Source organism: Butyricimonas sp. RTP31003st1_G1_RTP31003_210430, from assembly GCF_040920905.1.
Classification (GTDB): domain Bacteria; phylum Bacteroidota; class Bacteroidia; order Bacteroidales; family Marinifilaceae; genus Butyricimonas; species Butyricimonas paravirosa.
In genome coordinates this window covers 21,516-46,887 of the sequence record NZ_JBCOSQ010000013.1, presented here as the reverse complement: position 1 = coordinate 46,887, position 25,372 = coordinate 21,516, and the positions used below count along the sequence as shown (strand labels likewise).

At 41.2% G+C, this 25,372-nt stretch carries 18 protein-coding genes; 3 read left to right on the top strand and 15 right to left on the bottom strand.

Translation table 11 applies throughout. The features are described 5' to 3' along the window. Nucleotides 1-81 precede the first annotated feature (81 nt). Together AB5542_RS05900 and AB5542_RS05895 are read left to right on the top strand one after the other, a co-directional pair. Nucleotides 82-1,002, top strand: a complete 921-nt coding sequence (locus AB5542_RS05900) for an ABC transporter ATP-binding protein (protein ID WP_279038436.1) — start codon at nucleotides 82-84, stop codon at nucleotides 1,000-1,002. 50 nt (nucleotides 1,003-1,052) lie between these two features. After that, a complete protein-coding gene (locus AB5542_RS05895; RefSeq protein ID WP_279038437.1) occupies nucleotides 1,053-3,350 on the top strand; it encodes a Gldg family protein in 2,298 nt (765 codons plus the stop codon). Nucleotides 3,351-3,382: 32 nt separating this feature from the next. Here AB5542_RS05895 and AB5542_RS05890 read toward each other — a convergent pair whose 3' ends face one another. From AB5542_RS05890 to AB5542_RS05850, 9 genes are all read right to left on the bottom strand, one after another. After that, on the bottom strand, nucleotides 3,383-3,694 hold the full coding sequence (locus tag AB5542_RS05890; RefSeq protein ID WP_087419485.1) for a chaperone modulator CbpM: 312 nt from the start codon (nucleotides 3,692-3,694) through the stop codon (nucleotides 3,383-3,385). Nucleotides 3,695-3,705: 11 nt separating this feature from the next. Further along, entirely contained in the window at nucleotides 3,706-4,617 is a 912-nt protein-coding gene (locus AB5542_RS05885; protein ID WP_279038438.1) for a DnaJ C-terminal domain-containing protein, read from the bottom strand. Nucleotides 4,618-4,782: 165 nt separating this feature from the next. After that, nucleotides 4,783-5,307, bottom strand: a complete 525-nt coding sequence (locus tag AB5542_RS05880) for a hypothetical protein (protein WP_340278256.1) — start codon at nucleotides 5,305-5,307, stop codon at nucleotides 4,783-4,785. Nucleotides 5,308-5,343: 36 nt separating this feature from the next. Further along, nucleotides 5,344-5,988, bottom strand: coding sequence for a hypothetical protein (locus AB5542_RS05875; RefSeq protein ID WP_279038440.1), 645 nt, complete (start codon nucleotides 5,986-5,988; stop codon nucleotides 5,344-5,346). A 20-nt stretch (nucleotides 5,989-6,008) separates the two neighbouring features. Beyond that, nucleotides 6,009-7,541 carry a RagB/SusD family nutrient uptake outer membrane protein gene (locus AB5542_RS05870; protein WP_279038441.1) on the bottom strand — a complete coding sequence of 511 codons (1,533 nt, stop codon included), beginning with the start codon at nucleotides 7,539-7,541 and terminating at the stop codon, nucleotides 6,009-6,011. Nucleotides 7,542-7,545: 4 nt separating this feature from the next. Beyond that, nucleotides 7,546-11,040: a SusC/RagA family TonB-linked outer membrane protein gene (locus tag AB5542_RS05865; RefSeq protein ID WP_279038442.1), complete on the bottom strand. Its 3,495-nt coding sequence runs from the start codon at nucleotides 11,038-11,040 to the stop codon at nucleotides 7,546-7,548. Nucleotides 11,041-11,154: 114 nt separating this feature from the next. Further along, a complete protein-coding gene (locus AB5542_RS05860; protein ID WP_279038443.1) occupies nucleotides 11,155-12,333 on the bottom strand; it encodes a FecR family protein in 1,179 nt (392 codons plus the stop codon). Between the two features lie 81 nt (nucleotides 12,334-12,414). Then, complete coding sequence (locus AB5542_RS05855; RefSeq protein ID WP_288215267.1) at nucleotides 12,415-12,990, bottom strand: RNA polymerase sigma factor; 576 nt, start codon at nucleotides 12,988-12,990, stop codon at nucleotides 12,415-12,417. A 147-nt stretch (nucleotides 12,991-13,137) separates the two neighbouring features. After that, nucleotides 13,138-14,016 carry an energy transducer TonB gene (locus AB5542_RS05850; RefSeq protein WP_279040755.1) on the bottom strand — a complete coding sequence of 293 codons (879 nt, stop codon included), beginning with the start codon at nucleotides 14,014-14,016 and terminating at the stop codon, nucleotides 13,138-13,140. A 270-nt stretch (nucleotides 14,017-14,286) separates the two neighbouring features. On the opposite strand from AB5542_RS05850, the gene AB5542_RS05845 reads away from it, so the two are divergent. Then, the gene (locus AB5542_RS05845) at nucleotides 14,287-14,715 is read left to right on the top strand and encodes an Hsp20/alpha crystallin family protein (RefSeq protein ID WP_118303188.1); all 429 of its coding nucleotides are present in this window, start codon (nucleotides 14,287-14,289) and stop codon (nucleotides 14,713-14,715) included. A gap of 61 nt (nucleotides 14,716-14,776) precedes the next feature. Here the strand turns inward: AB5542_RS05845 and AB5542_RS05840 are convergent, their stop codons facing one another. The 6 genes from AB5542_RS05840 to AB5542_RS05815 form a co-directional block, all read right to left on the bottom strand. Beyond that, complete coding sequence (locus tag AB5542_RS05840; protein WP_270581912.1) at nucleotides 14,777-17,407, bottom strand: zinc-dependent metalloprotease; 2,631 nt, start codon at nucleotides 17,405-17,407, stop codon at nucleotides 14,777-14,779. A gap of 27 nt (nucleotides 17,408-17,434) precedes the next feature. Further along, nucleotides 17,435-18,322 (bottom strand): hypothetical protein, encoded by an 888-nt coding sequence (locus AB5542_RS05835; RefSeq protein ID WP_279040753.1) that lies wholly within the window; start codon nucleotides 18,320-18,322, stop codon nucleotides 17,435-17,437. Nucleotides 18,323-18,346: 24 nt separating this feature from the next. Then, entirely contained in the window at nucleotides 18,347-19,777 is a 1,431-nt protein-coding gene (locus AB5542_RS05830) for a RagB/SusD family nutrient uptake outer membrane protein (RefSeq protein WP_279040751.1), read from the bottom strand. A 37-nt stretch (nucleotides 19,778-19,814) separates the two neighbouring features. Continuing rightward, nucleotides 19,815-23,339: a SusC/RagA family TonB-linked outer membrane protein gene (locus AB5542_RS05825; RefSeq protein ID WP_279040750.1), complete on the bottom strand. Its 3,525-nt coding sequence runs from the start codon at nucleotides 23,337-23,339 to the stop codon at nucleotides 19,815-19,817. Nucleotides 23,340-23,504: 165 nt separating this feature from the next. Continuing rightward, complete coding sequence (locus AB5542_RS05820) at nucleotides 23,505-24,686, bottom strand: FecR family protein (RefSeq protein WP_279040748.1); 1,182 nt, start codon at nucleotides 24,684-24,686, stop codon at nucleotides 23,505-23,507. A gap of 122 nt (nucleotides 24,687-24,808) precedes the next feature. Further along, the gene (locus AB5542_RS05815; protein WP_279040747.1) at nucleotides 24,809-25,354 is read right to left on the bottom strand and encodes an RNA polymerase sigma factor; all 546 of its coding nucleotides are present in this window, start codon (nucleotides 25,352-25,354) and stop codon (nucleotides 24,809-24,811) included. Nucleotides 25,355-25,372: the final 18 nt, after the last annotated feature.

Genomic DNA, 25,372 nt, shown 5'->3' with positions numbered 1-25,372 from the left:
ATAATCATTTACAGGAAGAGACATCAGGGATTAAAAAGTCTCTTCCTTTAGAACTCAATTTATTGTATTAAATCATTTCGTATGGAAGAACCTATCGTAAAAGTCGAAAATCTGTCCCACCGTTATAGCGTGCAGTGGGCTATCAAAGACATAAACTTTGAAATTACAAAGAACGGGATTTATGGCCTACTCGGTTCTAACGGGGCAGGGAAATCTACCACGATGAATATCATGTGTGGCGTTCTTAAACAAACAGAAGGGGATATATTCATCAAGGGCATTAATATGCGGGAACAACCTGTCGAGGCGAAACGCCATATCGGTTTTCTACCACAGACCCCTCCTTTGCACCCGGATTTAACCGTGGAAGAGTATTTAACTTATTGTGCCAACCTGCGCTACGTACCGGAAAAAGAAGTGAAGGAAGCCGTCGATACTGTTACGATCCGTTGTGGCATCTCGCATTTCAAAAAACGATTGATTCGTAACCTATCCGGGGGCTACCAACAACGACTGGGCATTGCACAAGCCATTATCCATAATCCGGATTTCGTGGTTTTTGATGAACCCACTAACGGACTGGACCCGAACCAGATATTGGAAGTCCGCCAATTGATCAAGGACATTGCCCAAGACCGTACTGTCATTCTATCGACCCACATCCTACCGGAAGTACAGGCCACGTGCGATTATATCTACATGATAGAACAAGGATCTGTCGTATTCTCCGGAAGTATTGATGAATTTGACAATTATATCGAACCTAACTCCTTGCGGGTTTCACTAGCTGCCTGCCCTTCCGTCACAGAACTAAAGGCCATTCCCGGTATTTTCGATGCGGAAGCGCTGGAAGGCTCCTACTACCGTTTATACTTCCAAGAGAGGTCGGATATAGCGGAAAGAGTTGTAGAAGTAAGCGTCGCCAAAGGTTGGCGTCTTAACGAAATTAACGTTGAAAGGAGTTCTATGAACACTGTATTTGCTGAATTATCAAAGAAATAACACAATTCCGAATACGAAATTAAGATTCATATAATTAAAATCATCAAGCAATGAAAATGATATTCAAAATAGCGAAAACGGAATTACAAACTTTATTCTATTCGCCGGTTGCATGGTTAATTCTTATCATCTTTACCTTCCAAGCCAGTATTCTTTTCACGAATGTTTTCGATATGTCCGTGAAAAGTCAATCACTGGAATACCAACTAGATAACGTAACGCTCTTTACTTTCGGGGGAATGTTCGGTTTATTCTCCGGAATACAACAATATTTGTATCTATACATCCCGTTATTGACAATGGGTTTAATGAGTCGGGAGCTAAGTAGTGGTTCTATCAAATTGCTTTACTCTTCGCCTGTCACGAATAAACAAATCGTGTTGGGAAAATATCTGGCAATGATGCTCTACGGGCTATTATTGATGGCCATTTTATCCATCTTTGTCATTTATTCTGCCTTTGCCATAAAATCATTTGATTTTATCTGTGTCTTGGCCGGATTACTCGGGCTCTACTTGTTAACCTGTGCTTATTCCGCCATTGGATTATTCATGTCAAGTTTAACCTCTTATCAGGTTGTTTCTGCCATGGGAACTCTGGCAATTCTGGCGGCCTTGAGCTTAGTGCGCGGAGTATGGCAAGACATGGAAGTTGTTCGTGATATCACCTTCTGGCTGTCCATTAACGGACGAGCTGATGAATTCGTGAACGGTTTGATTTGTAGTGAAGATGTTCTCTATTTCATCATTGTATCCGTACTCTTCCTGACCCTGACTATTTTGCGGTTACAAGTGATACGGCAAAAAACGAACTGGCTCACCGCATGGGGAAGATATATTGGTGTTTTCGCCATCGCTATCTTTTTAGGTTATCTTAGTTCTCGTCCCCAACTGATGTGCTTTTATGATGCGACCCGAACAAAAGCAAGGACGTTAACCCCCAATAGCCAAGAGATCATATCCAAACTGGAGGGAGATCTTACGATCACGACCTACGTGAATATGTTGGACAGAAATGTATATTACGGCCTTTCCAGTGCGGTCAAAGATGATATGAACCGATTCAGAATGTACACCCGTTTCAAGCCTGAAATCAAGATGAAATACGTGTATTATTACGATTCCATCAACAACCCGTCTTTAGCCATACGTTATCCCGGCCTTTCATTAAGAGAGCAAATGAAAAGGATTGCCGAGACCGTTGACTTTGATACGAATAAGGTTAAAACACCGGAAGAGATCAGAAAAATCATAGACCTTTCAGGCGAAGGTAATCGCTTTGTACGGTTACTGGAAAGAGGAAACGGTAAAAAGACCTTCTTACGAATATACGAAGATTTCAACGGGGCATTCCCCCATGAATCTGAAATATCCGCCGCATTTAAGCATCTTATCATGGATCTGCCTCTTGTGGGATTCGTGAAAGGACATGGAGAGCGGGACATAAAGAGAGAAAGTGACCGGGATTACAAGCACTTCTCACAAGACAAGCCCTTCAGATACGCTTTAATAAATCAAGGTTTCGACATCACGGAAGTCGATTTGCATCAAGGAATCCCATCTAATGTACGTATTCTTGTCATCGCAGATCCTCGACGAACCCTATCGGCAGAAGAGACGGAAGTATTAAACTCTTATATTGCACAAGGTGGTAACCTGTTCATTGCCGGAGAACCCAAACAACAAGCTATCATGAACCCGCTAGTGGAACAATTCGGTGTTCAATTCATGCCCGGATGTCTGGTGAAACCAACCGAGGATTTTGCAGCCGATTTAATCACGTCAAACCCCACAGATGGAGCCGCAGCCTTATCTTACATCTTTGAAGGAATGCAACAAATGGGAAATGCCATATCCATGCCGGGAGCAACCGGATTAACTTACAGTACAGATAAAGGGTTCACGGTAACCCCTCTATTTACCAGTGATTCAACCGGAAGTTGGAATGAATTGCAAACAACAGACTTTGTAGAAGATACGGCCCGACTAAACCCGGAACTGGGAGAAATCGAACGATCTTACGTGACATCTGTCGCTTTATCCCGAAAGGTCGGAGCAAAAGAACAACGAATCATTATTATCAGCGATGCTGACTGCATCAGCAATACTGAAATAGAAATGATGAGAAGAGGTATTAACGCACGAAATTACTCTTTTGTAAGAGGTGCATTCTCATGGTTGTCTTATGAAGAAGCACCGATTGACGTTCGCCGTCTTATCCCGCCAGACAATGAAGTTTATATCGAAAAGAGAGGTATGAAAATCACGAAACACGCCATGGTAGAAGGACTTCCCGGTTTACTTCTTATCATTGCCCTCCTTATTTGGGTCAGACGCAGAGGTAGATAAACTAAAGAAATACTGTAATGCTTGATCAAGCATTACAGTATTTCTTCCAAATAGTTCGTTCGAAGTAATCGGACTTCTCGTCGCAGTTGCTTCAGTTCCTGTTGCATTTCGTGCATACGTCCCATCAACTCGTGGATAACACCGATTCCTTCCGTGTTGACAGACAAATCTTCATGCCACCGGACAAATCGTTCCAGGTCCTGTAATTGCGAACCAAGCAAGTAGCGTTCACCATCGACAACCTGAATATCAATTAGCCCATCTTCTTCCAGAGACACGATAAACAACGGATCCACGTGACTTTTCTGACAGTATTCCCTAACTATAATTAAATCTGTTTCCATAACTCTTCCCTTTAGCTAAGTTTTTGTAATTCCTGGAATAACTCTTTCTGTTTTTCCGTCAAATTTGTCGGAATCTCCACAGAATAAGTCACGATCAGATCACCGAACTTTCCCTCTTCCTTATAGATAGGAAAACCTTTTCCCTTCAACCTTACTTTCGCCCCGTTCTGCGTTCCGGGTTTTACCTTTAATTTCACTTTACCATTCATCGTATCCACCACCTGATCTCCTCCTAAAACAGCCGAGTACAAGTTTAAAGGAGCCGTCACGTACAGATCGTTTCCTAGACGCTTGAACACGGGGTCTTCCGCGATCACGAATGTGATATACAAGTCTCCCGCAGGTCCCCCGTTTACACCGGGTCCGCCTTGTCCTTTCAATTTAATCGTTTGCCCGTCAGCCACCCCGGCCGGAACGGTAATACGTATATTTTTACCATTTACAGCCAACACCTGTTTGTGTGTCTGTGCGGCATCACGGAATGACAAATGCAATTCGGCATTGTAGTCCTGTCCCCGGAACGCAGCAGAACGTCCTCCACCCCGACGGGAACCGAATAACGACTCGAAGAAGTCCGAAAACTCGCCATCCCCGCCCATGCCGGAGAACCCGCCTTCCGACGACCAATGAGCTCCACTCCCGAAACCTCCACCGCCTTGCTGTTGGTAACGCTGTTTCTGGGCCTCAAACTCGTCGGCATGTTTCCAATTCTCTCCATATTGGTCATATTTCTTCCGCTTTTCCGGATCACCCAATACCTCGTTTGCCTCGTTAATCTCTTGAAAACGTTGCTTAGCATTCGGGTCGTCCGGATTCAAGTCCGGATGATACTTTCTGGCCAGTTTCTTAAAAGCCTTCTTGATATCATCCTGTGAAGCACTTTTATTAACTCCTAAAATCTTATAGTAATCTATGTAGGCCATACTTTTATAATTTATACATTCTGTAATATGTTAATACAAACTACGTACCAACCTCTGATATACGTTCTAAGCTGACGCATTGTTACGACCGCACTGACAATGTGGCAATAAAAATACCCGGGCAGTTTTCCACAACCCGGGTATCATCAGAAACACACTACAATATTATTTCACGATAATCGTAAAACAATCATCTACATCCTTGGAATACCCTTCATTCGCAAATGTCAACGAGATTTTATACCGTCCTACCGGTATCTCATGACGGGTAGGAATACTCAATGTCCCATCACCCCGAACAGTCAAGAACTCCAAAATCTTACCAACATCTCCCACATCAGATGTGACAGTCTTAATTGACGCAAAAATTGGCTCTGTTCCCTGTACTCCCTCTATTGGGGTTGAAGTCCAAGGAATTCCATAAAAATCCCGATCATAATCAGCTCCCCCCCCTTCTTTGATCGTCGGGAAGACACCCAAAATACTAATAATCGATTCGGCATCCCAACCATAATCCAAGTATCTTTGAAATTCCGGGTTAGGAATTTCAACCGGGGGACGAGTATCCAATACACTTTTAATAACCAAAGAATCTATTTCATAGCTGGCATCCTCCGTCAATAAATAACCGACCGTAATATCCTGGCACCCGGTTCCCATAAAACCTAACGCCACGATTATCATTATCATTATTTTCTTCATCATTTTCAATACTAAAGTGAAACACTAAATTTTACCTAATTCATGTCCATAATTCAAGGCATGTACCACGCCATTGGTTGGTTGAATGTCCGGTGTCGCCATAGGTACTTTCCCTTCCCTCAAAGAATGCAACATCATGATAACAGCCCCCGCATCCGGAACTCCCCCGTAAGGGGTTTTCTCCAGATAAGCACGCACGACATTACCTCCCAAACATTTGAAATCAGTTCCGCCATTTTGTTTAGGATCACTGATTACATAATCCATATTACGAAACCCGATTGTCTCTTTCAGATGTTTACCTTTCACCACGTATTTCAAGATGATTTCCCGACATCTTTCCACCGGAATATCATTCACCGTGACAAAGATACCTTCTGATTGATCCTTATGACGGGAATCCAACAAGAAACGGAGAACGGAATAACTCTTGGGAGCAAAAAAAGTGATCTCCGACAAAGAATCCACCCGCCCCTCGAACAGGTCGGTCAATCCCGCACGCTCGATCATCTGTACGGTCAATTCCCAATTATAAGCATCGGAACGGAGATATTCCATCATATTTCCCTCGAAATAAGGAGAAGAAATCCCGGTATCGATAACATCCTGTCGCGTGTCGCAAGCCGCAAATCCTGCCAACACGAATATAATAATCGCTATTTTTTTCATATTACTCTTTCCTTTGAAAATTACATAAATTTCAACCAATACTTATTCTGCCGCATTAACGGATTTCGAACAAATGCCCTCTCGTCAAGAGTCAAAAAAAGAGCTCCGTCAATAAAATCTTGATCCGAGGCTGTTTTATACCCTCCATCCAATTCTCTCCTGACATACCCGTTCCGAATAATATCGTAATAACGCTGCCCCTCAAACAACAACTCCCGTTCCCGCTCCTTATAAATCGCGTATCGCAAATCACCATCGTATTCCGAACTCTCGTAACGTTTTGCCCGAGCCCTGTCACGTACTGCGTTCAAATCATCAACAGCCGTGACATCGCCTAAACGAGCCTTACACTCGGCACGCAACAAGTAAATATCCGCCAAACGCCACCAAACCCGATTCACGTTGAAATTAATAAATCTTCCGGCACTTCCCTGTTCCGTACTCACGTATGCCTCTCTCCACTTATAAGGGAAGGCATATCCCCCAGTTACCGACACACTATCCGGGTCTGCATAAGTATCAAACTTGTAAAAATAAGCCTGTAACCTCTGATCCTCACCGGGAAACATTTCTTTCATCTTAGAAGAATACACGTTAAAATAAGTAGATTTTATATCCGATGGCACACTATTCGGCATCACGGGAAAACTTTGGTAAAATCGCCCCAAACACATCATATTCGTCTGATTCATTTCATCACCCAATTCATGCAATAAGTTTTTATACACGGTCTCGTATATGCTTTCCTGACTATCCCCGGACAACACAACAGAACAAACTTCTTCCGGGGTTCCGGCCAAAACGTATGTCCCGGAAAGGATAATGCTATCACAAGCCTCCTTCGCTTCCCGCCACAAAGCCTCTTCATCATAATCACGATCTGCCGCGAAATACTTCCCCCCGGCCTTCCATGCACAAAGATGTGCCAGCAAGGCATACGCGGCACCCCGGCAAGGCGTGGATTTATAACGAGGAGCCTTCCCGCTATAATCCGTCATCTGGTAAAACTCGGGCAAACTTGCCGCCGCTTCCCGGGCCAACCCGATAGCATAGTCAGCCACTTCCGTCCAAGGAGTTTTTGCCTTAGGCTCCAGTTCCACCTCATCCTTAATCAGCATGCAATCCCCAAACTTACGAATCAAGTCAAAATATGCCAATGCTTTGTAAAAAGATGCCTGCCCCGTATAAATAGCCTTTCGATCATCTTTCATTTCTATCTGGGCGGCAAAATGCAACACGATATTTGCTTGGGCAATAATAGAATAATATTGCTCCCAATATCCCCAGTCTATCATTTCGGGAGAAAGCCTTCGAGACGGCAGATCTTCAAGCACAACATCCGCGTAACAACCTTTGTCTATTTGATCCCGATAATTTAAATTAGCCATATTCCTCACGTAACGCCCAACACCATCTAACGCCGCCGTCAAATCCTTCTCCGTTTCCAAGGCATTCTTAAAAGTCAGAGAGTTTTTAGGATTCACATCCAGCAAATCCTCGCATCCTGTTATACTCCAAAGTATAATCAAGAAATATATAATTCTATACTTCATCATGTCAGAATTTTACGGTTAAACCTAAAGTGTACTTTCTAGCCAGGGGATAATTTCTTCCCTGATCAATACCCGTATTAATATTCACGATTTCCGGGTCAATTCCCGAATAATTCGTGAAAGTCAATAAATTTTCTCCACTAACGAAGAAACGAACTTCCTGCATGCCACTCTTCTTTATCCACTTCTCCGGCAGACAATAACCGACAGTCAAAGTTTTCAATTTCAACCAATTTACTTTCTCCACATTACGATCCACTTCGCCGTCAAAATTTCCGACCATCGTGTCAAATTGCAACATCGGGTAATCGGCATAATCTCCCGGCTTTTCCCAAAACGTGATTCCACGAATATCAACAAGCAGGGGATGTTCCAAATTATTACTAGCATCCGTTGCGAAAGAATTAGCCCGCGTCAGATTAATCATGTGCCGTCCCAACTGGTAACTCATGGATAAATTTAAATCTATATTCTTCCATCGGAATTCACTCACGATACCACCACTCACGATTGGCAAGGCACTCCCACAATAAGCCACATCATTCATAATTTGCCCGTCACTATTCACATCCACGAACTTGTAGTCTCCCGGTTTATAAAAGTTCCGAGACCATTGCGCCAGATAAGAACTAATCCCGGCAGCGTTATAATATACCGGCAGTTCATCCTGATGATGAACAAAACCATTCGTTTTACGAGCGTAAATCCCATTCAGCGATTTGCCAATAATCCAATTCGTCTGGGAATCCATGACATCTCTACCATCATAGGATTTTTCAAAACGATTCCAATTTCGAGCCCCGTTTACCGAAACTTTCCAATACAAATCCGGTTTCCTGAATATCTCGTATTTTATCAATAATTCCACGCCTTCATTCGACACGGCAGCCGCATTTCTCCACTGTGTCATATATCCATTATAATCCCCCGGTAACGGAACCCGCATCAACATTTTATCCGTGTACCGGTAGTAATAATCAAACGTGACTCCTAACCGATAATTCAAAAAATCCAGATCCAAACCAAAATCGTATTGATCCGTTTCTTCCCAAGACAGATCTTCATTATACAAACCGTCATAATAATTAGGGATCAAAATACCGTTTCCCTGATACACAATATCTCCCACATTCATAAGCCCTAAGGCCAAATAAGCCTGATCAAAGTGCATCCCTGACTTTCCCCAACTCGCCCGGAATTTACCGAAATTAAACCATGATGCGTAGGGCTGCATAAACGATTCTTCCGTAAAGGTCCAACCAGCCGCGATAGAAGGGAAAGTACCCCATTTGTTATTCTTCCCGAACACGGAACTACCGTCCCGACGAAAACTCGCGGAAAGTAAATACTTTTTCATGTAATTATACTCCAAACGGGCGAAATACGAAAGCAACACCTTTTCCTGCATATCCGATTGATAATGTTGAAAAGCGATAGCCCTTTTCGTTCCCCAGTATTCCTCTTCTCCAACATCCGGCATACCTTGAGGCGCGTAATAAATCTTATCACTGGGAGAATTCTCAGCACTTCCCCCATTGTACTCCATCTGATCATACTGGTAAGAGAATCCGGCAACAAAACTGATATTATGATACTCCTTGATCGTCTTCTGGTAAGAAAGTAAATTCTCGTTCAACACCATCAAGTTGATAGCCGTTTCACCCACGGAACTCGAATACCCGTTAGAATTCAGGTAAGAGGGACTAAAATAATTCCGTCGATGCACGGAATAATCCGCCGCGAGAGAAGTCGAAATGTTTAAGCCATCAATAATATCGTACCCTAGTTTAAAATTTGCCCGTAAACGCACGGAACGATTCTTCTCTTTCGTCCCCCTCAATTGTTCAAGAACATTATCCCACACCTCGGACCCTTTCCCCGGGTATAACGTGGAAAGTTTATAGGGATCACCCGGCACGGTTTCTATACTTTCGCTACTATTAAAATACTCCGATGGCTGTCCTCGTTTCCTATTTGTCAAAGATGCATTCAACCGCAAATCCACGTTCAGCCGCTGCACCGGGGTTACATTCATGGTTGAATTTAAATCGATTCGGGTAAACCCAGTCCCCTTCAATATCCCCGATTCATCGTAGTAACCTAATCCAATCCCGTAATTCATCCGATCCGACCCTCCATAAGTCTGGATATTTACGTTCGTTATCTTTGCTTTCACAAAATACATCGGAAAATAATTCGTGGAATTATTGTAAAAGGAATTCAAACTATCCTGCAAAGTCAACCCATCGGCGGTAGAAGGAGTACCCGTGAAAAAATAATCAAGGCTACTTTTATCATGCAAATAACTCTCCTCCAACGAGGTTGGATATTTATACCGGAGAGTTTCCATATCCAGATATGCCGCATAATGTTTTTTCAACGCTTTCAACCGGAAATCTCGCTCTCCCCGCCCCGTCGTCACAGTCGGCAGTTCGGGCAAGATATTCCAAGACTGTGAAATATTAGCCGAGAACGTGGCATTCTGATTCTTCCGTCCCTTCTTTGTCGTGATCAAAATTACTCCATTCGCCGCCCGAGAACCATAAATAGCGGCAGACGAGGCATCTTTCAATATCTGGACAGACTCTATCATGTCCGGATTGATTTCCGCCAGCATATTTGTCCCCGTGACCGGCGAAGTAAAAGTATTCAGAGGCACCCCGTCAACCACCCACAAAGGATTAGAAAAACGTCGTCCCTGTTCCACGTCCAAAGAATTATAGCCCCTGATCGTGATTGCCGTTCCGCCACCACCGGGAGCCCCGGACATATTCGTGACATCCATTCCCGCGACACGCCCTTGGAGTAAATTAGCAATACTCGGAGAAGGAATCCCCCGTAATTCCTCGGCCTTCACCACGGATATAGCACCTGTTGTTTCACGTCGGGTCGTGGTTCCATAAGCAACGACAACCGTTTCATCCAACGTCTGGACATCTTCCGTTAAAGTAACCCGTAACGTATCTCTTGCTATTTTTTCAGTGAACGTGATAGTTTCCTTCTTGTAACCAATAAAAGAAAACTCCAACGAACCTCTCTGCAAGGGTAATTCCAGGGCGAACCATCCTTTCTCGTTCGTCGCAGTTCCCATGGAAATGCCCGCCACTTTCACCGTCACCCCTGGCATGGGTTGTTTCTTCACATCATAAACCCAACCTTTTAGTCTAACGGATTTTGTCCTCACACTATCCATAGGATTCTTCCGCGCTGGAAGAATCAGGATGTAATCATCCATCATCCGGTAAGTCATGTCACTTCCTCTCAAAATAGATTTTAGAAAATCCTCCAATTCCACTTCGTCAAAATCAGCTTTCACCTTCCGATGAACCACAAAATCGTCATCACTATAAATCACGATCTTGTTTGTCAATCGCTGGAATTCGGTCAAAGCCTTTTTAATTGTCGTACTCCCCAGCTGCATACTGACTTTTTCTTGGGAATACCCGTTCCCCAAAGCTGTAAACACGAGGAAAACACTCATCAATAATGTCAATTTCATAATTGTACAAATTTTCCACCACCTGTCCTTGTGCAGCACAGGTTTGTGCTCTCGATTTTTTTTCATACATTTGTGTTATTAAAGTTTTTAGTTATTCCCCTAAGGGAATGAAAATCATCGGGTAGTGTTGGTAGCACTATCCGATTTTTTATCTATTCTTATCACTCCATTCACTATCGTAAAAGATACATTTGTAATTTCTCCAATCATTCCCAGAATGTCCGACACGTTATCATATTTCCGGAAACCTCCGGAATAACGTACCTCTTTCAACGAATCATCTCCAAATTCGTAACGGATGTCAAACCAACGACTCAATTTTAACATCAATTGTTCAAGAGGCATCGCGTCGAAACGGAACAACCCGCTCGTCCAGGCAATATAACTCCTAGCATCAACATCCCGAATAATCTGTTGCCGAGTTTGATAATCAAGCAGCCACTGTTCATTAGGTCTCAACAATTCCCTCTCTTCGCCCATAACCACCTGTACACACCCTTTCACGAGAGTAACTTCCATATTATCCTCATCCGCATATGCCGACACGTTAAACAACGTCCCTAACACCTGCACTGCCGCCTGTTCCGCTCGCACGACAAAAGGCTTTAACGAATCCCTTGTAACCTCGAAACAAGCCTCCCCGGACAAAAATACTTCTCGATTATCACCATTAAAGCTTACGGGGTAACGCAATTTTGATTCGGAATTCACGATTACCAAACTTCCATCCGCCAGCCGTAAACGATATTCTCCCCCTTTCGGCACAATTAACTCGTTATAAACAATTCCTTCTGCCACTTGCTCCTCCATCGTATTCCGATACTCCAGATAAGCAGAATCCGAACGAATTACCACTCCTTTCTCTTCTATTGTATCAGATGCAAGCGTTTTCAAACTTCGCAATTCCCCATTAGAAAGAATCAAAGTCACATCTCTAGGTTTCCACTCGGACAGCAATGCCACGGGTAACCGTTCATCTTTAAGATGAAACAAACCAAACATTCCTACAATCAGCACGATCGAGGCTGCCACCGATGCACCCAACACCATCACACGTGTCTTTCTTCGAACCCTTCGTTTCTTTACCACCTGTTCCCACGCTTCCCACTTTTTTATCCCCATTCGAGACAAGCCCCATTTACCACTATACCATAAGGTACACAATTCCTTGTACACCTCCCGGTTGCTTTCTTCTTTCTTAAACCAAACCTCCAATTTCTCTCGTCCTTCCCGGTCAAGTTCCTTCGTCAACTCGGCGACAATAAGTTCATGTATCTCTTCTGGTAATTGCATAATCAATTTCTTTTACCAGTAAGACCAAAAAAAGAGAAAAAAGGGTAGGGTAAATTTGAACTTTTTTCAGAAAAGGCAATATTAATTATTAGGAAATCTCCGGAGAAAATAAAAAAGAATCTCCAAACTAATAGAGACCAGCCTCTCTCGTAAACGTTTTGTTCCCTCTTTTAAAGCAAATTTTACCGTATTTATTGATATATCCAGCTCTTCTGCGGTTTCTTTATATTTTAAACCACGTAACATGACACATTCTACCACTTGACGGGTTCTTTCCGGCAATCGTTCAACCTCCCTCATCACGACATCCATCCGTTCTTCGTTAATGTCTTCCACCTGTTCCACTGGGATATCTATCTTTCCTAATTCTTGACGATTGCGTAATACATCTTTTTTCTGAAGAGAAGAAATCGCCCGATTTCTTACCGCAGAATAAAGATAAGAACCGAGAGCTCCTTCAGACACCTTTAACAAATAATTATCCTCCCACAGTTTTACAAAAAAATCCTGCACCAAATCCTCTGCTGTAGGGCTATCCTTCAAAAATTCATCAGCAAATAGCACTAAAGGTCGATAGTACCGGTCAAACAAATGTTGAATACCGATAGTCTTATCCTTTCGCATGAAAGCTAAAATATCCTGATCTGAAGAATACATAGTAATACTTTGTACAAATATATTAATTCTCTCTCATTATAATGTGATTTCAACTGAAATTTACCTTATAATCAACCAGAACATAAATACTTCTAATAAAAAATGCCGGACTTGTTTATCCCGGCATCTTTTCATTACAATAAAATGCTATTGTTGCAAAATATAATTCTCAAAATACAATTTGAACCGATCTTTCAAAAGGTCTTTAATCTTTAGCATCTTGTCCATCTCGATCTTTCTCATCTCAAGCTCGGATTCAACGAAATGGCTGATGAACTGATCTGTTCCCAAACTTTCAATCAGTTGAATCTTCGTGTTAATCTCGTCCTCGTAGATTTTTGTCAACTCCTTCACGTCATTCTTTTTCAGCTTCAACACTTTCGTTTGAGCCTTCACGGTACTATCGATTTCACCCTTAATCGTCTGACTTTTCTCCAGCAATAATTTACGCAATGTTGCATCATCACCTAATTGTTCCTTGAAAGCATTCACCCGGCGAGCCATATCTTCCAAACTCATTTTTTCCCCTTTCTTTAGCATTTCCTGTTCTTCCTCTAGGTTCTTCAAATATTGCTCAAAAGTCAATTCGGTCTCTTGTGGCGTATATTTAAACGTGATCGGTAACGTCTTCTCAAAACGCACAGCCTTTCCTCCCGACATAGCCGGTTTCCATTTCGGCATTCCGGAGATTACCCGAAGTGCTTCTGCATCCAAAAGCGGGTGGGCAGAACGAACTACTCGTACGTGAGACACAGCTCCATCTTTCTCTATCACAAAAGTCACGAACACCCGTCCATCAATTTGGTTGGCATACGCCTCTTCCGGATATTGCACGTTTTCCCCGATCCATTGATTCAAATTCCCGTTAAATTCCGGCTGAACTTCGGCAACTACCATTATTGTCGTATCTTCATCCATTAACCGCACATCCATATCCCGTGCCATTACCGGGGTAGCCAGCCACCCCAAACCAAGCATACAACCCATAACAAGCGTTGCCTTAGCCCAATTGTAGTTTTTCTTCATACGATGTTTATTTGTCATTAAGTTACTCTATCCTCTTGCTAAAATAAGGTATAAAGCTACAATTATTATTAGAAATTTGAATATTTAATCTTGCTTTTTTCTCGTCATTAATTGACAGAAACACTGAAAATTTGACATAATATCAGTGACAAAAAGTCCTCAAAATCCATTGGCACGTGCTTTGCATTAACTATAATCGAATGCAGGTTCACAAAGAACTTGAATCCAATTAAATGATAATGTTGAATTTAAAGATAGGAGACTAAAATTATGATGCCTGTAAGAAGAACTCAAAATTGGTTACCAAGTATCTTTAATGATTTCTTTGATAACGAGTGGATGACAAGAGCAAACGCAACCGCACCCGCGATTAACGTGATCGAATCCGAAAAAGATTATAAAGTTGAAGTTGCAGCTCCGGGTATGACAAAAGAAGATTTCAACGTTCGCATAGACGAGGATAACAATCTAGTGATCTCCATGGAGAAAAAGAGCGAGAGTAAAGAGGAGCAAAAAGAACATCGCTACTTACGCCGGGAGTTCTCATACTCGAAATTCCAACAAACCATGATCTTACCAGATGACGTGGATAAAGAGAAAATCGCTGCCGGGGTTGAACACGGAGTTCTAACCATCGACTTGCCGAAACTATCTCTGGAAGAGATTAAAAAAGCAGAGAGAACCATTGAAATTAAATAAAGACAGGTAACCCAAAAGGGCTGATTCCATGATGGAATCAGTCCTTTTTCATTCTATATTATCATTTTTTCAAAGAATCAATTATTAATAAAATAGAGCGATAATGCACCCGGTCCGCAGCATTGACCGAAGTCATTTTACTTTTTATCAAACGTTCGATTTTCTCCAACATATCTACATAATAGGCTCCTGATTCGTCTATCTGGTCTGTTTTAACTTCTGATTGCCAGCCATAATCTCCCTTATCTCCAAACTGTTTATGTTTCGATAACCACGAAGCAACATACCCTTGTCCTCGTTCTTCTTCTAAAGCACGCAGTGCAGGTAAAAATTCCTCAACATATCCCATAGGGTCCAAACCATAAAGAGCCAACTCGTCCACGGAGGGAGCATAAGCCAATATCTGGTTTTGAAGAGACTTACTACTCTTATTTCCAACAATCTTACCTACAGAATTTACAGCATTTTGTACCAACATTCTCTGTAACAATTTATCTCCGTCTGTCAAATGACGACCTTGAATAGTAGGTTCCCAAATCCCGGTATATAAATCATCATAATAATCTTTTAGTGCATAAGGTTGCATACTAACGTGTGAAGAAAGGAGTACTCCATTATTCAATTCCAAAAGTTTTTTTCCAATAATACCTTTTAAAATGATAGATTTACTTAATGCTAAAGGAAGTCGACGGGTCAATTCATGTTGATCTAACCAATCACTATTACGAATCTGCTTGATCACCCACAATAAAGATTTTTGCTGAATCTCTCGGGGCACAGATTGCCAACGTTCCCCCGGAGTTCCATCCTTTACTTCCGTCAAATAAATACCTCCCACATTTGCCAAAGCATTTAATAAATAACGAGTGTATTGAGTACAAAGCTCAATATAGAGCTCTTCACGACGAGTCATCGCTTCATCGTCTTTTATCCATTCATCAAAATGCCCCAAAATATATTGCAAATTCTTGATCCCATAATCTCCGGCCTTACATGCATCGTCTCCAAGATCTTCCTCAAGAGCACTCGGATCGTAACGGGAAAAAACTTGCTGTTTTCCGTAACGATACATAGGATCTCCAGCCTTCTCATCTACCCAACTTTCTAATATCTTAGCCTCTTCTTTTACAGACTTATTCCCCGGGATCGGAGAGTACAACCATTTTATAGCGTAATCATCATACACCCCCATATCAGGAGGAGATAAGCGAACTCCTTTATCCTCAGGTTGAGCAACATAATTAAAACGGGCATAGTCCATAATAGAAGGAGTGGTTCCATATTTCTGAGTAAAAGTTGCAGAACGCAAAGAATCTACGGGGATAGCGCTGGATGCAGCCATATTATGCATCAGTCCCAAAGTATGTCCAATCTCGTGAGCAAAAACATAGGTCAAAGATTCATCAATAATCTCCTGCGGCATTTTTTTTGCACGTACTCTTGGATCAATCTGTGAGGTTTGGATAAAACGCCAGCTATTAATCAATTTAATTACATCATTATAAACAAGTACTGTTGCATTAATAATTTCTCCCGTACGAGGATCAACCCAAGAAGGTCCCATAGCATTTTCCACAGCAATAGGTACATAACGAATACAGGAATACTTTAAATTATCCGGATCAAAATTCGGGTCATCCTTGGGGAAGTCCAAAGCTTTCATTACGTTTTTGAATCCTATTTTTTCAAACGCCTTGTTCCAAATCAACACGGATTGTTTCAAAGGAGCTTTCCATGATTCAGGAAAAGCATCATCAATATACCACACGATAGGTTTCACCGGTTCCACCAACTCTCCACGCTCCCAAGCTTCCATATCTTTCGGCTCGAGACGCCAACGATTAGCCAACGTATAATAATAGATACCATCTTTTTCCATCGTAATATCCTGTTTCGTGGTGAGGAAAATTCCTACCCGAGTATCCGCAATACGCGGTTTCATTTGTTCCTCGGGCAATAAAAGAATGGTTCTATTCACTTTCGTTGTTATTTCATTCTTCTGCACTTCAGTTCCAAAAAAGGACAACGTGTAGTCATAAGTCATATAGGATTCGATCGTAACATTATCCTCAAAAGCTTTAATCTTCCCCAACGATGCAAAATTGGGTCTTAAATTTGAATTCACCGTCAAAATACTATATCTCTCTTCTACAGGCTTTAAAGCAGGTTCATCACCAATAAACATTTCTGTCATGTCAATGACAACAGACGTAGAATCATTATTATAAGCTTCAATAGCATACTTTTTATTGAATGAATTCATATAGTTTCGTTGTAATGCCAATTTCAATTCAGCATCACTTTCAACCCTAGAATTCACGGACTGCAATATCATAGAACTGTCCATTTTGACAAATTTGACATGCATCGGATCATTGATTTTATACCCCACAGTGGCTAATCTTGAATTACTAGATTCTGCCGTAGTAGAGGCAATCAACAAATCTCGTCCACAATATTTCAGAGGTATTTCAACATAAAGCTTACCCCCTATTTTGTGTAAAGTCATAAAATCTCCTACCGCTGTCTCACGATCAGATTTTTTCATTAACTTATCATAAGCCGTTTCCTTCACTGCTGAAGACTCTTTAATCTCCTTTTTCTTGTCTTTTTTTCTATCAGCTGCAGAAATTATGTTCGTAAAAGAAGTTACAAACATGACTGCAGCAAACAGTACAATCCATCTTTTCATACACGTAATTTTATTACATACAACAATTTATTCATAAATAGCATTTCCGATTTTAACGATGTCTATGCCATATCCCGTTTTCAACCAATTTACCAGTATATCATACTTTTGCTTGACCAAAGGATATTGTAGATCTTCCTTCCACTCTTCAGTTGTCCGAAAAACAAGAGAAGCGAGATAAGCATTCAAATCATTCGATTCTGTCATATTGCCGTCAACACTCCATTCATAATCCATCGTTGGATTTAAAACGAATCCAGCATTCCGGGCCTCCTCGGTATCACTTACATTATTTAAGTAGTCGCTAATCGCAATAAATTCATCCGGAGCAACAATAATTGCAGAAGTTACAAGATATTCCAGAAATACACTCTGCAAATTAGATTTATACTCTCTTTTTTCTTCCGCAGACATCTCGGTTATATTTTTATCCACGTTACTAATAGCTATCTGATTATCCAAGTAACGAGCATATATATCTTTCCAACTTAATATATAATCCCATGTACCCCAGTCAAATTCACTAACCTGCAACTGTACGGTTTCAGCCAAAAATATTCGTATAGGCATGGTTTTGGCTAGAAATTCTTGATCATAGAAATCAAACCAAGTAAGTTGAAGTAAATCAAGCAAATTAGCCACTTTACCCGGCTCTATAGGGTCAAACCGAAATATATCATCACCTAAAGAACCCGAAATTTGTGTCCAATTGAAATCTTTTTCTGAAAATTCATACAAGAAATAACTGCCATAAGTCTCGTATAATTTCAAGATTCGTTGATCCGCCGTAACGTCACCTCCCTGAGGAAGTGTATAATCTGCCCCGGGCACCATGATTTTTCCAATCTCGGTGTCTTTCGCACAGCCACCTAGAAATAAAATGGCTAACAGAATTGCATATATTCTCATTTTCATCTCGATTACATTTTAGATTTCACATCATCTTCCTTGTCTTGTCGGTTCTTTGGCTGACTCGTTTTGTTGAAGAGCCGGATTTTCATTCATTACTTCGCTAGGAAGTGGTAATGTATATAACGGATCCTTTTCATTTAACGTGTATGTTTGCCAAGATGCCGATTTTCTCACCTTGTAAAGATGGGAGATAGAGGGCATTCCATAACGACGTAAATCAAACCAACGTACTTCATCGAAACATAATTCCAAACGACGCTCCTCACGAATCTCCTCCAATAACACGGTTGCATCCGTTATTGCTATTTCACTATATTCCTTATAACGATTCTCTCGTAAATGGCTTAAATCATCCCAAGCCGCCCCACTCTCTCCTTTTTGAGCATAGGCTTCTGCTCGGTTCAAATAAGCCTCTGACATACGAATGGAATTTGTCGGGGTCCGAGGTGTCCCGGAAGGATAGCTAAGACGCTTTTTGGTAATATTCCAATTCGTACCACTGATCAAAAACCATAAGTTCATACGGGTATCATTAGGATTCTCTAAAAATTTATTACGCAACTCTGTCGACACAACCATACCAGATAAAGATCGGGTAGGGGTATTACCATTCCCGTACACCCATTCCACTTCCGAATAGTTGTAACTGGAAATACAAGTAGAGGAACTCTCCAAATTGACATAATTGGTTAAAACACCACCATTTTCAATGGCTTTCGTGGCAGCCGCAATCGCATCATCCCACAATTCCATGTGTAAATAAACCCGAGACAAAAGAATATTTGTCGTGGGCAGATTAATACGATAGCTTCCTCGACGTTTTGGGTATTTTTCAAACAAATCCGATGCGGCCTTCAAGTCCGACACGATTTGTTTGTACACTTCTTCTACCGTACTACGAGCAGTCCCGTTTGTCTCCATATCGGCAGTTAATTTCAAAGGAACACCTAAAGCTTGTTTGTTATAATTATATGGTTCACCATACAGGTTCACCAACATAAAATAATAATACCCTCTTAACGCCAAGGCCTCTGCCTTTACTTGGTCCCGCTCCTCAACCTCTCCGATAGCCTCGTCAATCCCGTCCAAAACAGCATTTACACCCATCAACCGGGTATAAGTTGGAGAATAAGATTCATCATATGTAGATACATCAACCTCCTGTCGTTCCCACATATTTGCTTGCCACGTATAGAAAGGAAAAGCACTCACGGCACCGCTGTAATCTTCTTCGTCATCCAAAGAACTTTCATTGAGCATGTAATCGTCATCCAACAAATACAGGGTGTTATAGAGAGAACCCGTCGGTTCCGGGTAACCAGCCCCTAAAAGCAGTTCACTGTAATCCGAGACCGTTTTCACGATTACTTCATCCGACGATTCTTTGTTCAAATAGTCGGAACAGGAATTTAAACCAAGTAATCCCAATATACATATCATGATTTGTAATTTCTTCATCATACTATCATTTTGCATTTGATCTTCAATTTATATCTTAAAACATTACTTGCAATGACAAGGATGTAACTCGTCTTGCAGGCCAATCACCTGTTTCCGGATCCAAACCATCCCATTTACTATCAGAAACCCACATAAATGGATTTGTCATACTCGCCTTAATAACAAACCGTTGAGCTGCAATACGGGATAACCATTTCTGACTAAATTCATAAGAAAGTGCTAATGACCGACACCGGATAAAATCCGTACTTGCCACACGTAAATCAGAATTATTATACATATCATAAAGTCTCCTTTCGGTACTAGCTACCGAGGCTGTTGCCGGAAGATTGATATATGCCTCAGAAGTCGGGATAGAAGGTATATTTGTTTTATCCCCAGCTTTCCGCCAACGACGAGCTAAATCCCGGGATACATTTTGCTCCGGAGTGGGGATTCCATAATTACTGTCTGTGTCATACAACTTGGGCAAACGGGCATGGCCGCCCCATTGCACATTAAACAATGCATATAATGACCAGTTTTTATATTTAAACATCATGTTTAAACCTCCTGAGAAATCAGGAGTAAATTTCCCGGATTTTACCAAATAGTCTAATGGACTTGTTCCATTTAAAACATCCATATAGGCAAACTCCGGTGTCCCATTTTCATCATTTAGTCCATCATATTTAAAAGAATAAAAAGTTGAAAAAGCCTCTCCATCAACCACTGCACTTCCTTCCAAATAATCATTCAAAGTATTGATGCGTTGATTTTTATTAACCTCATTCTTGGTCACACTTGTATTCAGAGACAATTGCCAAGTGAAATCTTTGGTACGCACGGGGATCACATTGATCACGAAATCATAACCAGTATTCGTCATTTCTCCACCATCTACCACGGCATTCTCCATACCGTTTTCCCGTGGAATATTACGAGAAGAAAGTACATCACTGATCTTCTTAAAGTAATTCACCGTAAAATTCAAACGTCCATCCAACAACGCTGCATCAACACCAAAATTATAAGTTTTTGTTTTTTCCCACCCAAGATCAGGATAAGGTAACGAGCTTATATTTAGCAAATAAGCATTATAGTATTCATTGACACCTCCATCTTTTGCTATCAAGTAGGGAGAGACCGTCTCAACGGCATTTCCTTGAGATCCGTAAGATGCGATTAAATCCAAATTATTCAACCACCACAAATTCTTCGCAAAACGCTCGGTTGCAACTCTCCATTTGACCCCCACAGACCACGTCGGTGCAAAACGTTTATTCTTATCTTGTCCAAAACGATTGGAAGCATCTAGACGGGCACTTGCATTCAACACGTAACGCCCATCATAGGTGTACACGGCAGAAACATACTCGCTGAGCTTATTATCAATCTTATTCAACACCGTCGCTTCTCCTTGAGCAAGGTCATTATCCAACAGATCACCTTCCCACGCTAAATCAGAATATGTCAAAGGTAATTTGATAAAGGTTTCACCTCTATCTTTCAAATACCCATAACGTTTCCCTGTTGTTCCTCTTGTCTTCGTGGAATTGGTCTCAATACCCAATTGCAGAGTCAACCTATGGATTTCCTTAAACATACGATCATATATCAAAGCATTTCGAACCGTGATCGTAGAAACATCTGTCAATCCCGTTTCCAGTAAACCGCCAAAAGGCAAACGAGTATAAGCAAACTCCGGTGCAGAACTTTCATAAGCCCCGTAATCATACCCACGCAAAGAGGCTATATAAAAAGAACGTTCCGTCGCATACTTTTTCACATCAGCAGATGAAGACGAGTAAGAAACTAATCCTTGATAATCCAATCCCGGTAGAATATTCCACTTGACGTCTAACGTAGTACCCCAAGTTTTCGTGTTATTTTCACTTCCCGTATTATCCAACTCATTTTGAATATTGTACAAATAACTCGTTTTGTTATTGATAACCGTACTTGATTCATCGGCCCATTTCTCATGATAATACAGAGAGCCGTCTTCATTATACATCGGGATCACCCGGCTCGTGTTATAAGCATAACTAAAGGGATCCACATCATAGGCAAATCCTTTCACTTTACGCCAAGTCCCTTTCAATAATAGATTTACAATGAGCTTATTATTCATCAAGTTTACAGTCGTGTTGGAAGTCGCTGTCAATAACGTAACCTTATTTCCATTCGCCTCTCCCGTTTCATCTGTATACCCGAGAGAAGTCCTGTTTTGAATCTTTTCTGATCCCCCACTAAGACTCAAACTATGTTTATGGCTAAATGAGTTTTGAAAAAGCAAATCGAACCAATCCGTATTCGTGCCAGCCATCTTTTCATATCTTTGATCAAACTCCTTTTTAGTAATCTCTTTGTTCAAATAAGATTGCATCAAACCAGCATACCCGATAGATAGCACTTTTGAAGGATAACTTACCCGGTCTTCATACATTTCCTGAGAAAATTCCATCATTTCCCGGGAGTTCATCTGGTTATATAAGCCATAACGAGGTCTTTGCCCGATGGAGAAATCCCCGCTATACGCAACAGAAACTTTACCAACATTCGCTTTTTTAGTCGTGATTACAATCACACCATTGGCTGCCTCGGAACCATAAATCGCTGTCGCAGATGCATCTTTCAACACGGTTATAGACTCTATATCATTGGGATTCAACCAAGAAATAGCATTACCAGCCAACTGAGAAATATCATCTGCATCAACCGAGAACTTCGTGTTATCTTCCGAATTGAAAGGTTGCGGATCTCTTTGAATTACCCCATCAACGACCCAAACCGGTTCCTGACTTCCCAACAGGGAAGACACCCCGCGAACCCGAATTTTTGGAGATGCCCCAACCATTCCGGTTCCCTGTTGAACGAGCATACCCGGAACCACACCTTGCAACATCTGATCAATCGAAGAAACTCCTGCCATCATAATATCTTCGGCCTTCATCGTGGTCGCTGCTCCCGTGTAATTACCTTTTGACATATTCCCATAACCAGTAACCACCACATCCTCCAAAACCTCCACGTCATCCTTCATAACCACGTTTATCGAGTCCTGCCCGGCATACTTCACTTCCTGCGTATGCATCCCGACAAAAGAAAATACCAAAAATATATTATCTATCTCCGGGATCGTCAACACATAACGTCCGTCAGAACCTGTTGTTGTTCCCAGTTTCAAATCTTTTACCATTACCGTCACTCCAGGTAAAGCCATGTTTTTTTCATCAACTACTTTTCCAGAAACCCGTATAGTTTTCTTCTTTTCATCTTTCGTGACAACTTTTAGTATCACAAATTCATCCATAAATTCATACCCCAAATTAGTTCCAGCCAAAACCTTGTCCAGCACATCTTCCAGCTCCATTTGTACAAATCCGGCTTGTATTTTCTTATCTTTATTCAATTCATTGTTGCTATACACAACCGTCAAGCCCGTTTGTTTTTGAATCTGACTAAATAATTCCTGATAAGTAACAAACTGATGCTCAATTGTCACTTTCGATTGAGCACCCACATTTGCAAAAGTCAGGTGCATCCCGATAAACAATAAAATTACACTTAACCTCATAATTTTAAAAAGTTTTCGCAGCTGATTATTTTTCTCAAAAAGCCACTTTTTACTCCTTTTCTTCATACATTTGCATTGTTAGTTAATTATAAAAGTTAATTAAACTTCCTCCCGTATAGTGCGTCACCACTATGCGGGATTTTTTAGTTTGCTCTCACACAAACTCTATTCTATTTTTCGAACCAAAATTTTTCCATCTTTTTCTTGAAAAGCGACCTTCGTCGTTTTCACAATCATCCCCAACACGTAATCTAATGTTCTATATTTCGTTACCGCCCCCGAAAAACGAAACTCTTTCGTGGTCTCATCCTCAAATATGAACTGCACACCATACCAACGAGCCAGTTTCACTGTTAATTTATCCAAAGGCATATCCTCAAAATTGAACCGCCCTGTTTTCCAATCTACAATTGATTCGACATCCCCCTTTCGGAGTGTAGCCAGTCCATCCCCCTTGTTCCAAGTTGCGATCTCCCCCGGTGCTAACACATATTCATTCCCCGGTAAATCAAGTCCAACCTTACCTCTTAACAAGGCAACTTCAACTTGTTGATCTTCCCGATAAGCCGATACGTTAAATGCCGTTCCCAACACTTGTACTTTAGCCTCCCCAACCTGTACATAAAATGGCCTTTTCGTATCAGCAATCACTTCAAAATAAGCCTCTCCGGTCAACTTCACCTCCCGAATATTTTCACAAAAACGATCCGGAAATTCTAATTTTGAATCTGAATTAATCCAAACTTTCGTACCATCACTTAATATAGCTTGATATTCTCCTTTCTCTGGCACGACGATTGAACTATATCGACAAATTTCCTCTTCCGTAGCAACACCACGGTCTTCAAATCGGACACTCCCCGTCGAATCTTGAATGATTTCAACCCCCGAAATATCTGCCACTTGATAAGTTTTGTCATCATTTAAAGCTATCTTTTCTCCCGCACTTGTCACTAAAATCGCCTTGGGAGAACCGGATTCAACTTGTAGCACATTGGAAACCTGCATTGTCCCAATCTCCTGATCCGATCCATTCTGCCATATTAATGCGACTCCAACCATCACAATGATCACCGAAGCAATCCGAGTCCCCCACATATACAACTTTTTCCTTCGACGTTCTATAAAAGGCGTAATTTTATCCCATGTTCTCTGCTGTATATCATCCAACTCACTCCATTGACCAACAGCAGATACCCGCATTGCGATTCGCAGCATTTCCCGAAATTGTTTTTCATGCTCAGGAGCAGCCTCCAGCCACCGGAGTAACTCAATCCTATCCTTCTCGGAAAGGACTCCACGTACACATTGATTAACCCATTCGTCAATTCGATCTCCTACTTCCATAAATTCTTTATTTCTTGTATAGACAACAAAAAATAAAAACGGGTGAATCAAAAACAGAAATTTTCAAATAATATTGTTTTATTTTTTCGATCACGGGATCAAAACACAGCATAATAGTAGAATCATCTTAAAAAAAGTACCATAAGAAATAAATCTCCACGTCCAGCAAAATGTTCCCGCAAATGTTTCATGCCATTTTTCAACAAGGTCTTCACGGTATTTATAGATATACCCAACTGATCTGCCACCTCTTGGTATTTTAAATCCTGGAAAAAAACACTTCGGATAATTTCCCGTGTTTGTTCCGGCATATTTGTAATCTCAGTCTCAACCTCTTGAATTAATTCGTCATTCCATGCCATCATCTCTTCCTCCACAACATCTCCATATAACAAATCCAAACGATCTCTTAATACGTCTTTCTTTTTCAAGCGATTCAAACAATTATTTTTAACCGAGCGGAATAAATAGGTCTTTGTTACCTCACCTTTTACCTTTCGGTAAGTTTCATCTTTCCAAAAATTAACAAAAACTTCCTGTATCACATCTTCCGCCTCCTCTTCTGAAGTTAGGAAACTAAGAGCATACAAAAACATGGGTTTCGAATAGTCTCTGTAAATTTGTTCGAATCCAACTCTTTTATCCGCTATATTCCTTAGTTCCGCCATCTCTTAGTAACAACACGC